We start from the raw sequence: 11,996 nt of genomic DNA, 5'->3' as shown, positions 1-11,996 counted from the left end.
AGAAGTAGAAAAGAGAAAAAAGCGTAATTAAAACCAAGACAACTGTGAGTTGTAAGGTTAAGAAATTAAGCGTACACGGTGGATGCCTAGGCAATCAGAGGCGATGAAGGACGTGTTAATCTGCGAAAAGCGACGGTGAGCCGATAAAAGGCGCTATAGCCGTTGATGTCCGAATGGGGAAACCCAGTGCAGGCGACTGCACTATCATCTGATGAATACATAGTCAGATGAGGCGAACCGGGAGAACTGAAACATCTAAGTACCCCGAGGAAAAGAAATCAACCGAGATTCCCAAAGTAGCGGCGAGCGAAATGGGAGTAGCCCAAGCGGGTAGCATAATGTATTAGTGGAAGCGTCTGGAAAGTCGCACGATAGAGGGTGAAAGTCCCGTACATGAAAATGCATTATGTGGAAGCTTATAGAGTAGGGCGGGACACGTGATATCCTGTCTGAAGATGGGGGGACCATCCTCCAAGGCTAAATACTCCTGATTGACCGATAGTGAACCAGTACCGTGAGGGAAAGGCGAAAAGAACCCCGGGAGGGGAGTGAAATAGACCCTGAAACCGTGTACGTACAATCAGTGGGAGCATATACCGTTGGGTATGTGTGACTGCGTACCTTTTGTATAATGGGTCAGCGACTTATATTCTGTAGCAAGGTTAACCGAATAGGGGAGCCGAAGGGAAACCGAGTATTAACTGTGCGTTAAGTTGCAGGGTATAGACCCGAAACCCGGTGATCTAGCCATGGGCAGGTTGAAGGTTGGTTAACACTAACTGGAGGACCGAACCGACTAATGTTGAAAAATTAGCGGATGACCTGTGGCTGGGGGTGAAAGGCCAATCAAACCGGGAGATAGCTGGTTCTCCCCGAAAGCTATTTAGGTAGCGCCTCATGTATAACTGTTGGGGGTAGAGCACTGTTTCGGCTAGGGGGCCATCCCGGCTTACCAACCCGATGCAAACTCCGAATACTGACAAGTTTAATCATGGGAGACACACGGCGGGTGCTAACGTTCGTCGTGAAGAGGGAAACAACCCAGACCGCCAGCTAAGGTCCCAAAGTCATAGTTAAGTGGGAAACGAAGTGGGAAGGCTTAGACAGCTAGGATGTTGGCTTAGAAGCAGCCATCATTTAAAGAAAGCGTAATAGCTCACTAGTCGAGTCGGCCTGCGCGGAAGATGTAACGGGGCTAAAACTATGCACCGAAGCTGCGGCAGTGCACGTAAGTGTATTGGGTAGGGGAGCGTTCTGTAAGCCGTAGAAGGTGTGTTGTGAGGCATGCTGGAGGTATCAGAAGTGCGAATGCTGACATAAGTAACGATAAAGCGGGTGAAAAGCCCGCTCGCCGGAAGACCAAGGGTTCCTGTCCAACGTTAATCGGGGCAGGGTGAGTCGACCCCTAAGGAGAGGCCGAAGGGCGTATCTGATGGGAAACGGGTTAATATTCCCGTACTGGCTATAACTGCGATGGGGGGACGAAGAAGGCTAGGTTTACCACCTATTGGATGGTGGGTTAAGCGTGTAGGGGTGTGATTAGGCAAATCCGGTCACTGAGACCCTGAGGCGTGATGACGAGCTACTAAGGTAGTGAAGTAATTGATGCCCTGCTTCCAGGAAAATCCTCTAAGCTTCAGGTTATAGTTAATCGTACCCGAAACCGACACAGGTGGTCAGGTAGAGAATACTCAGGCGCTTGAGAGAACTCGGGTGAAGGAACTAGGCAAAATGGTGCCGTAACTTCGGGAGAAGGCACGCTGATGTTAATTGAAGTCCCATGCGGATGGAGGTGAAATCAGTCGAAGATACCAGCTGGCTGCAACTGTTTAATAAAAACACAGCACTGTGCAAACACGAAAGTGGACGTATACGGTGTGACGCCTGCCCGGTGCTGGAAGGTTAATTGATGGGGTTATGCGTAAGCAGAAGCTCTTGATCGAAGCCCCAGTAAACGGCGGCCGTAACTATAACGGTCCTAAGGTAGCGAAATTCCTTGTCGGGTAAGTTCCGACCTGCACGAATGGCGTAATGATGGCCAGGCTGTCTCCACCCGAGACTCAGTGAAATTGAAATTGCCGTGAAGATGCGGTGTACCCGTGGCAAGACGGAAAGACCCCGTGAACCTTTACTATAGCTTGACAGTGAACATTGAGCCTTAATGTGTAGGATAGGTGGGAGACTAAGAAGTGTGTACGCCAGTATGCATGGAGTCATCCTTGAAATACCACCCTTTAATGTTTGATGTTCTAACCTATACTTCTGAATCGAGGTAAGGGACACTGTCTGGTGGGTAGTTTGACTGGGGCGGTCTCCTCCCAAAGAGTAACGGAGGAGCACGAAGGTTAGCTAATCCTGGTCGGACATCAGGAGGTTAGTGCAATGGCAAAAGCTAGCTTGACTGCGAGAGTGACGGCTCGAGCAGGTACGAAAGTAGGTCATAGTGATCCGGTGGTTCTGAATGGAAGGGCCATCGCTCAACGGATAAAAGGTACTCCGGGGATAACAGGCTGATACCGCCCAAGAGTTCATATCGACGGCGGTGTTTGGCACCTCGATGTCGGCTCATCACATCCTGGGGCTGAAGTAGGTCCCAAGGGTACGGCTGTTCGCCGTTTAAAGTGGTACGCGAGCTGGGTTTAGAACGTCGTGAGACAGTTCGGTCCCTATCTGCCATGGGCGTAGGAAAATTGAGAGGGTTTGCTTCTAGTACGAGAGGACCGAAGTGAACGCACCGCTGGTGTTCGGGTTGTGATGCCAATTGCATTGCCCGGTAGCTACGTGCGGAATAGATAAGTGCTGAAAGCATCTAAGCACGAAACTAGCCTCGAGATGAGTTTTCCCTGAAGAGATTCAGTAAGGTCCGTTTGAGACTAAGACGTAGATAGGTCAGGTGTGTAAGTGTAGTGATACATTGAGCTAACTGATACTAATGAACCGAGAGTCTTAACCTTACAACTCGGAGTTGTTTTGGGTTACGCGAAGTTGAGAGTAAGAAATCATCGAAAGATGGTGAAAGATTAATAAAACAGTTTGTTCCGGATTGAGTGATTGGTGAAGATATGTGATAATCATCATCAGTTGAAAAAGAGAAGACAGAATATGTCTGGCGGTAATAGCGCGGTGGTCCCACCTGACCCCATGCCGAACTCAGAAGTGAAACGCCGTAGTGCCGATGGTAGTGTGGGTATTACCCATGTGAGAGTAGGGTGCCGCCAGACTTTTAATTTATAAACACACCAAAAAATACGGTGGAGCGGTAGTTCAGTTGGTTAGAATACCTGCCTGTCACGCAGGGGGTCGCGGGTTCGAGCCCCGTCCGTTCCGCCACCTTATCTAGGGGCGTAGTTCAATTGGTAGAGCACCGGTCTCCAAAACCGGGTGTTGGGAGTTCGAGACTCTCCGCCCCTGCCATAAAAATAATAGATTTGTTCCAATATTTGTTCCAATTTTAGTCATTTATTCAATTTTATCTATATAAATAAAAAAATTTTGTTTACAGATTAACTTTGTCAATTATAATTCCCGCCCAACAACTTTTATAATCTAGAGGATATAACATGGCTGAAAGTTTTGTAAGTCAACAACGTTTTTTTGATAATAAGAATTATCCAAGAGGATTTTCTCGTCATGGCGATTTTACTATCAAAGAAGCACAGATCTTAGAAAAATATGGTTGTGCTTTTAGAGATCTCGATGCAGAAACTAAAAAGCCAACTACATCAGAAGAGAAATCTTTTGTTGCAGTTTGTAAAGGGAAAAAGGAACCAGTTACAGATTATGAAAAAACATGGATAAAGTACCTTTCTAAAATCAACAAACCAAAACGTTTTCACACGTTATCAGGTGGAAAACCTCAAGTTGACGTGAGTGATGATTTTGTCGATAGTGATGATTAATTTATTAGCCAATATTTTTGTGCATTTGAATTAATAATCTATCCATAGAACGATAACTCAGTGCTTCTGAAATATGTTTTCGTTCTATGTTCTTTGAACAATCTAAGTCGGCGATAGTCCGAGATACTTTTAATATTCTATGCCATGCTCGAGCAGAAAGCCCTAATTTAATTAAAGCCTGTTCTAAGTACTCATTATCTTCATCAGTTAATAAGCAATGAATTTGAATTTCTTTTGGTGATAATTGACTGTTTAACTTTTTATTTCTTATCATTTGAATTTTTCTAGCATCCATAACTCTTTTTTTTACTTTATCACTTGGTTCAGTTACACTAACTTTTTGACTTAGTGTACCTTTAGGTAGTAATGGTACTTCAATTGATATATCAAAACGATCTAAAAATGGACCAGAAAGTCGATTTAAGTAACGTATAATTTGTTGTGGTGTTGTCCTATTATGGGTTCCATGATAATGACCCGTAGGGCTAGGGTTCATAGCTGCAATGAGTTGAAACTTTGCTGGAAATTTTATTTTTGCATTTGCCCTAGATATAACAATTTCTCCCGACTCAATGGGTTCTCTTAAGGCATCTAATACTTTACGGTTAAATTCTGGTAATTCATCTAAAAATAACACTCCATTATGGGCTAATGAAATTTCTCCTGGTTTAGGTATTGAGCCGCCACCAACTAAAGCTGCTGCTGATGCACTATGATGCGGGGCTCTAAATGGCCTTTTACGCCAATTTTGAATTGAACCATTAGCGCTAACAAGACTGGTGATTGCTGCACTTTCAAGTGCTTCATCATCTGATAATGATGGTAATAATGAAGTTAACCGAGTGGCTAGCATAGTTTTACCGGTCCCTGGTGGACCAATTAACAATAGATTATGTCCACCTGCAGCGGCAATTTCTAAGGCTCTTTTAGCATGTTCTTGACCAATTATATCTTGTAGGTTAATTATTTGCTCATCATCATCTTTGTATTCTCTGTATTCAACAGTAGGTAAATTAATTTCATTGTATAGATATTGGCATAGTTCTAATAAATTATGGGTAATTAACGTATTATTATGATGGATTAATGATATTTCAGATTGATTTTCTCTAGAAATAATCAATGTACGATTATTTTTTTTAGATGATATAGCAGCAGGAATAGCACCTTTTACTGCCTTAATCTCCCCAGATAAGGCTAATTCACCTAAAAATTCATATTTAGCTAGATTATCGTTAGGTATTTGTTCGGTTGCTGCAAGAATAGCGATAGCTATAGGCAAATCAAAGCGACTACCTTCTTTAGGAAGATCTGCTGGAGATAAATTAACAGTTATCTTTTTTGCTGGAAATGTAAAGCCACTATTAATAATAGCGCTTCTAACTCGGTCTTTAGATTCTTTAACTGTTGCTTCTGGAAGACCAACCAGAACGAAACCTGGTAATCCATTACTAATATGTACTTCAACATTAATTTGAGGTGCTTGTATTCCAATAGAGGCTCTTGTATAAATAATTGCGAGAGACATAGTTTTGTCTTCATTAGTTTCTGATTTTTAGCACTTTATTAGTAATTAAATAATGTGAACAAACAGATAACTAAAAATGCGTGTTCCCTCGCAATAAATTTTCTAATTTTACTGATATTTTAATTTTTAGTTCTTAAAAAGAATTTAGAAATAAATAATGATATAAAAAATAAACAAGTATTACTTAATACAACAGAAGGACCTGTTGGAGTATCATAAATTAATGAAAACAGAACCCCACACAAAATAGATAGCATCCCAATTAATATTGCAAAAAATGCCATTGATTCTGGGTTTTTAGCATAATATTTTGCTGTAGCAGCAGGAATGATTAATAGTGCAGTAATAATTAAAGCTCCAACAAATTTCATAGCAATACCAATTGTTAATGCTAAAAGTATTGTAAGCATAAATTTTGTTAGTGGTACATTAATGCCATGGCTAAATGCTAGTTCCTCACTAACAGTGATAAATAAAAATTGATTCCAACGCCATATCAACAGAATTCCAATTATTAATACACAAATTAAAATCTGATAAACATCAAACATTGTTATAGATAAAAGATCACCAAATAGATAACCCATCAAATCAATGCGTATACTATTCATTAAACTTATCACAACTAAACCAAGTGAAAGAGCGCTATGAGCTAAAATACCCAGTAATGTATCAACAGGTAGTTGTTTTTGAGATTCTAACCATAACAGCCCGATAGCTAATATCAGTGTCACTAAAACGATGGCATAGAATAGATTGATATTAAAAAGGAAGCCAAAAGCAACCCCTAATAATGCTGCATGGGATAACGTATCTCCGAAATAAGACATTCTTCGCCAAACAACAAATGTACCCAATGGACCAGTTAAACACGATAAGCATAAACCTGCAAGTAAAGAGGGTAAGAGTAACTCAATCATCATTTTGTTCCTCTTGAATCAGGTAATATAATTTTTCGATTATGATCATTGTGATGCTGGCAACAATCATTATTGTGATGGTGCTTATATAAAGCGATTTGTGATGCGCCGTGAGGTCCAAATAAAGAAACAAATTCTGGATCGTTTGAGACACTAGCTGGTGTTCCTGAACAACAGATATGATGGTTTAAACAAATTACTTCATCTGTTTTTGCCATAACTAAATGTAAATCATGTGAAACCATTACAACACCACAACTAAACTTCGTTTTAGCATTAATAATTAAATCATACAATAGCACTTGTCCATTTACATCTACACCTTGTGTAGGCTCATCTAAAATAAGTAGTTTTGGGCGTTTTGCTAATGCTTGAGCAAGTAGCACTCGCTGTAACTCCCCGCCTGATAATTGATGCATAGATCGATCAATCAGGTATTGAGCTTTTACTAAAGATAATGTTTGGATGATATCATCATAACTTAATTGTTTATTTAGCTGCATAAACCGTTTGACGGTTATAGGTAAAGTTGGATTCAAATTTATTGATTGAGGGACATAACCGATAGTCAAATCAGAAGCACGTTCAATGGTGCCTGTTGTAGGTGAAATTAATCCTAAAATAACTTTGACGAGTGTTGATTTTCCTGCACCATTTGGACCTAGAATCGTAATAATTTGGCTTAAGTTAATTGTCAATGAAACATCATATAATATTTTTTGTTGATTTATTTTAACCGAAATATTATTTAGAGCCATTAATTGTGTCATGATATCGATAGTCCTTGCCGATCAATATGTTATGTTATATTATAACAATAATGTGGTTTTATTCCATCATATTTTATAAATATTGGATGACAAAGTGAAAAATTTAACTAAAAACATCAGACAAGTCCTACGTTTTCTTACACAACTTACGCTAATCGTTATTGGATTAACAAATAATGTTAATGCCACTGTAATTTCCTCAGTAAGGCCGATAGGTTTTATTACTGAAGCAATTGCATCAGGCGTAACAAATACAGATATACTATTGCCGGATGGCGCATCTCCTCATACTTATTCATTGAAACCCTCCGATTTGGCTAAAATTAAGAATGCTGATTTAATAATTTGGGTTGGTGAAGATATGGAAGTTTTTATGCCAACTGTTTTAAAAAATGTTGATGAACAAAAGCAGATAGAATTAATGGATGTTTCCGAAATTAAGAGTTTGCTTAGAACGAATCATCACGATGATGAAATACCTCATAACGATAATGACCATCATCATGGTGAATATGATGAACATATATGGCTTTCGCCAAAAATTGCTAAAATTATTGCAAAATCAATCCATGATAAGCTTATAGAACTGTATCCTAATAAAGTGCAGTTGCTTGATGCAAATCTGAACGAATTCATTACAAATCTATCAGAAACAGAACAAAACATTGCAAAAAAACTAATTAGCGTACAAAATAGAGGGTATTTTGTGTTTCATGATGCATATGGGTACTTTGAATCACAGTTCGGATTAAAAAATCTAGGAAGTTTTACCATAAACCCAGCAGTACAGCCTGGCGTTCAAACTGTCTATGCAATTCAAAAAAAGCTAGCGGAACATCAAGCAGTCTGTGTTTTTAGAGAGCCACAGTTTAGCCCTGCAGTTATAAAGAAGTTAGTAAATGGTACAAATGTTAAAATTGGTGAATTAAATCCATTAGGGACAGGTATCATTGTCGAAAAAGGTGCCTATTCACACTTTTTATTAACATTAACTCAGGAGCTGTTGGATTGTTTAGATAAAAAATAGTTTAGATTATAAGATAGTTAAGGTTAATTTTGGCACAGCAGATTAAATCCCCTAATATTGCAAAAAATAAATTCAAAATTCCCTATTTTTCAGTATTAGGAGCCCTTGTTGTTGTTATTTTTGTAACTATATTGTGGCGACCTTTAAATTTAGATCGCACAGTGTACGTCCCTCTAAATTCTCAAGCTCAAACTACAGTTACAGATACGCCTTCGTCTTCAGTTGTTATTGGCGATGGGCGAATTGATATGCTTAGTGATAAGTCTAAAACTGATAATGTTACAGAGTCGTCTGATGTTCCTGAAGATGATATAGCTAAAGACGAATTAGATGATCTTGCTGAAGAAAAAGATAACACAGTGCAATACACCATATCACGTGGTGATACATTACACGATATTTTGAATCGTTATAATGTAAATAAAAATGATATTGCACAGTTAACAGGTAAGTATAAACAACTAGCCAATTTGAGAATTGGACAGCAGGTTAGTTGGACGACCGATGATAATCACAATTTGCTCACTTTTAACTGGACAATATCAACTAATAATGTTCGAATTTTTGAAAAGTCAGGCAATCAATTTATAGAAAGTACTGAAACAGTAGAAGGTGTCTCACAAAATAATGTTATTAAAGGTGAGCTGAAATCCAGTTTTGTAGCTGATGCGCGTAAAGCTGGTTTAACGAGTAATGAGATTGGAATTATTACACGTGCATTGCAGTGGCGTTTGGATTTTCGACGTTTAAAAGTAGGCGATAAATTCGTGGTATACTTATCTCGTGAAATGCATGGAAATCGTTTATCAAATAGTAAATTACTTGGTGTTCGCATTAAAAATGGGTCTAAAGATTATTATGCGATTCTAGCTGATGATGGTAAATACTATGATATTAATGCAGGTAGTTTATCTCAAAGTTTTTTCCGATATCCTTTAGCTAAAAAAGCTCGCGTATCATCAGGTTTTAATCCGCGTCGGTTACATCCAGTTACAGGCGTTGTTACACCACATAATGGTGTTGATTTTGCAGTATCTAGAGGAACGCCAGTATTATCTGTAGGAAATGGAGAAGTTGTTATTGCGAAATACAGTGGCTCAGCAGGTAACTATGTCGCTATACGCCATGGTAGGCAATATATGACGGCATACATGCATTTAGACAAAATTTTAGTGAAACCAGGCCAACAAGTTAAACAGGGTGACAAAATTGGTTTATCTGGTAATACAGGGCGTTCTACTGGACCACATTTGCATTTTGAATTACATATCAATAATAAACCTGTTAATCCATTAACAGCAAGTTTACCTATTAATGAAGGTTTAACCGGTAAGTCTAAAAAAGCATTTATAGAAAAAGTTAAAAATATTCAGCCACAACTTAGTTTTTAATTGATTTTATATATTCAACTATATTATTTAAACTAAAATATCTTATTGATAAGAAGCTCAATGCTTCATTAAAAAGTTATGTTATTATAAGTTAATTTTATTCAATCTTAATATTGGGTGTAGTTTGAACAGACCAACTAAAAAGAAATCGACTAAAAAATCTTCAAAAAAAAATAAGAAATCATTGTGGCGTCGACTTTGGTCGTTGCTTTTCAAATTATGTCTTATCTTTGTTGCTGTAACTGTCGTTTATGGGATTTATTTAGATCAACAAATTAAAGAACGTATAGATGGTAATGTTTGGGAATTACCTGCGGCTGTCTATGGACAGATAGTCGACCTTGAACCAGATAGTGATTATAGTCTTAGTGATGTTGTTACTTTGCTAAAAGGTGCACAATATCGTCAGCAAGATAGTAAAGCTACTAGACCAGGTGAATTTATTGTTCAAAATGGTGCTGTTGAAATTTACCGTCGTCCATTTACATTTCCTGATGGTGAAGAAAAAGCTTTTCGTGTCAAAATTACTTTCTATGAAAACAGGATAGATCGCATATCTAATTTAGACACAGGTCGTGATTTTGGCTTACTTAAGATTGATCCTAAATTAATAACGATGATGCATTCCCCAAATGGTGAACAACGGCTTTTTGTGCCTTTAAGAGAATTTTCTGACTCGTTAATAAAAACCTTAGTTGCAACTGAAGATAAACGTTTTTATGACCACCATGGTGTAAGTTTATATTCTATTGGTCGAGCCATATATGTTAATTTAACAACAGGCCGAACTGAAGGTGGAAGCACACTAACACAACAAACGGTTAAAAACCTCTTTTTAACTAATGAGAGAAGTATCAGTCGTAAAATACGTGAAGCCTATATGGCTATCATTTTAGATGCTCGATATAGTAAAGAGCGTATCTTAGAACTTTACTTAAATGAAGTCTATTTAGGTCAAGCTGGTAGTGAAGAAATTCATGGTTTCCCATTAGCAAGCCTTTACTATTTTGGTCGACCAGTTAATGAATTGACATTAGATCAGCAAGCTGTATTAGTAGGTATGGTAAAAGGTGCTTCGTACTATAATCCTTGGACTCAACCACAACAAGTCATTGAACGTCGTAATGTTGTATTAAAACTTGCTGAGCAACAAGGAATTATTGATGAGGAATTATATAATTTACTTAGCCAACGCCCACTTTCAGTTTTACCAAAAGGTGGAGTGATATCACCGCAACCAGCATTTATGCAAGTTGTCCGTAGTGAGCTTAGAAAACAGTTGGGTGACAAAGCAGACCACCTGTCAGGAATGAAAATTTTCACCACATTCGATCCAGTTGCTCAGGCTGCAGCAGAACAATCGGTTACGGATGAAATAGAAACATTACGTAAATCGACTAATAAAGAATTACAAACAGCAATGGTTATTGTTAGCCGTGAGACAGGTGAAATCCGTTCTATTATTGGTAGCGCTGAGCCACGTTACCCTGGTTATAACAGAGCGTGGTTAACTAGACGAGCAATTGGTTCACTGGCAAAACCGTCAACCTACTTAACTGCATTAGGTCAGCCAGAACGTTATCAGCTTAATACTTGGTTAAATGACAACCCATTATCAATCAAACTTGAAAACGGCGGTTATTGGCAACCGAAGAATTTTGATCGGAAGTTTCGCGATAAAGTGATGTTAATTGATGCATTAGCCCTTTCACTTAACGTACCTACAGTTAACTTAGGTATGTCATTAGGTTTAGACGCAACTAAAACGACTTTACAAGCATTGGGGGTACCTGAAGATCGTATCCCTAATTTGCCTTCTCGCTTATTAGGTGCTCTAGAGTTAACACCATTAGAAACAGCACAAATGTTCCAAACTATTTCCAATAATGGCCAACGTGCACCGCTCACAATACTACGGTATGTATTAACTGATAAAGGTGAACTTGTTTATCAAAATTACCCGCAACAAATTCAAGCGGTTTCTCAGCAATCGGCTTATTTAACCACTTACGCTATGCAACAAGTCGTTGAATCAGGAACATCACGCTCATTGAAAGCTAAATATGGATCATTCAATTTAGCTGCCAAGACTGGAACAAGTAATGATTCACGTGATAGTTGGTTTACTGGTATTGATGGAAAAAATGTTGCAGTCATTTGGATAGGGCTTGATGATCATTCACCTATGAAATTAACAGGCGCTACAGGTGCATTAAAAATATATAGTGAATACTTACAAAATAATCCACCGAAAAAATTACAACTTTCAGTACCACAAAATATCTTTATGGTACCTATTGATAGTAGTGGCCAATGGCAGTGCGATGGAGGAGGAGTAAGGACTTTACCTGCATGGACGGTCAATCCACAAAGTTTATGTGCTGTTAGTTCTCAAATTGAGACAAATCAATCGGCTCCTAGCTGGGTTACTGACATGTTCAATAATTAAATGAGATTATTA

At 38.5% G+C, this 11,996-nt stretch carries 7 protein-coding genes, 2 tRNA genes and 2 rRNA genes; 8 read left to right on the top strand and 3 right to left on the bottom strand.

Annotated elements, in window-relative coordinates; genetic code table 11:
• Positions 1-55 precede the first annotated feature (55 nt).
• The 5 genes from J3T98_RS05180 (at position 56) to J3T98_RS05160 (ending at position 3,899) form a co-directional block, all read left to right on the top strand.
• Positions 56-2,954, top strand: a 23S ribosomal RNA gene (locus tag J3T98_RS05180).
• 151 nt (positions 2,955-3,105) lie between these two features.
• A 5S ribosomal RNA gene (rrf, locus tag J3T98_RS05175) occupies positions 3,106-3,221 on the top strand.
• Positions 3,222-3,253: 32 nt separating this feature from the next.
• Positions 3,254-3,330 (top strand) — tRNA-Asp (locus J3T98_RS05170).
• Between the two features lie 8 nt (positions 3,331-3,338).
• A tRNA-Trp gene (locus J3T98_RS05165) sits at positions 3,339-3,414 on the top strand.
• A 146-nt stretch (positions 3,415-3,560) separates the two neighbouring features.
• Positions 3,561-3,899 (top strand): DUF413 domain-containing protein, encoded by a 339-nt coding sequence (locus J3T98_RS05160; RefSeq protein ID WP_065562455.1) that lies wholly within the window; start codon positions 3,561-3,563, stop codon positions 3,897-3,899.
• Positions 3,900-3,903: 4 nt separating this feature from the next.
• On the opposite strand, the gene J3T98_RS05155 is transcribed toward J3T98_RS05160, so the two are convergent.
• The 3 genes from J3T98_RS05155 to znuC form a co-directional block, all read right to left on the bottom strand.
• A complete protein-coding gene (locus J3T98_RS05155) occupies positions 3,904-5,427 on the bottom strand; it encodes a YifB family Mg chelatase-like AAA ATPase (protein WP_267362305.1) in 1,524 nt (507 codons plus the stop codon).
• A gap of 119 nt (positions 5,428-5,546) precedes the next feature.
• Positions 5,547-6,347 carry a zinc ABC transporter permease subunit ZnuB gene (znuB, locus tag J3T98_RS05150; RefSeq protein ID WP_267362304.1) on the bottom strand — a complete coding sequence of 267 codons (801 nt, stop codon included), beginning with the start codon at positions 6,345-6,347 and terminating at the stop codon, positions 5,547-5,549.
• Entirely contained in the window at positions 6,347-7,117 is a 771-nt protein-coding gene (znuC, locus tag J3T98_RS05145) for a zinc ABC transporter ATP-binding protein ZnuC (RefSeq protein WP_220225240.1), read from the bottom strand. The genes znuB and znuC overlap by 1 nt, the downstream gene beginning before the upstream one ends.
• Positions 7,118-7,211: 94 nt before the next feature.
• On the opposite strand from znuC, the gene znuA reads away from it, so the two are divergent.
• The 3 genes from znuA (at position 7,212) to mrcB (ending at position 11,984) form a co-directional block, all read left to right on the top strand.
• A complete protein-coding gene (gene znuA, locus J3T98_RS05140) occupies positions 7,212-8,144 on the top strand; it encodes a zinc ABC transporter substrate-binding protein ZnuA (protein ID WP_267332244.1) in 933 nt (310 codons plus the stop codon).
• A gap of 29 nt (positions 8,145-8,173) precedes the next feature.
• The gene (gene mepM, locus J3T98_RS05135) at positions 8,174-9,535 is read left to right on the top strand and encodes a murein DD-endopeptidase MepM (protein ID WP_267329985.1); all 1,362 of its coding nucleotides are present in this window, start codon (positions 8,174-8,176) and stop codon (positions 9,533-9,535) included.
• A gap of 124 nt (positions 9,536-9,659) precedes the next feature.
• The gene (gene mrcB, locus J3T98_RS05130; protein WP_267362302.1) at positions 9,660-11,984 is read left to right on the top strand and encodes a bifunctional glycosyl transferase/transpeptidase; all 2,325 of its coding nucleotides are present in this window, start codon (positions 9,660-9,662) and stop codon (positions 11,982-11,984) included.
• Positions 11,985-11,996: the final 12 nt, after the last annotated feature.

The organism is Gilliamella sp. B2772 (genome assembly GCF_026536985.1).
GTDB classification, from domain to species: Bacteria; Pseudomonadota; Gammaproteobacteria; order Enterobacterales; family Orbaceae; genus Gilliamella; species Gilliamella apicola_E.
Note: the sequence above shows the minus strand (reverse complement) of the source record. Positions and strands in the feature narration are given on the sequence as shown.

Coding starts and splice junctions, on each gene's coding strand:
- J3T98_RS05155 (WP_267362305.1), bottom strand. CDS start 5,427: ATGTCTCTCGCAATTATTTATACAAGAGCCTCTATTGGAATACAAGCA.
- znuC (WP_220225240.1), bottom strand. CDS start 7,117: ATGACACAATTAATGGCTCTAAATAATATTTCGGTTAAAATAAATCAA.
- J3T98_RS05160 (WP_065562455.1), top strand. CDS start 3,561: ATGGCTGAAAGTTTTGTAAGTCAACAACGTTTTTTTGATAATAAGAAT.
- znuB (WP_267362304.1), bottom strand. CDS start 6,347: ATGATTGAGTTACTCTTACCCTCTTTACTTGCAGGTTTATGCTTATCG.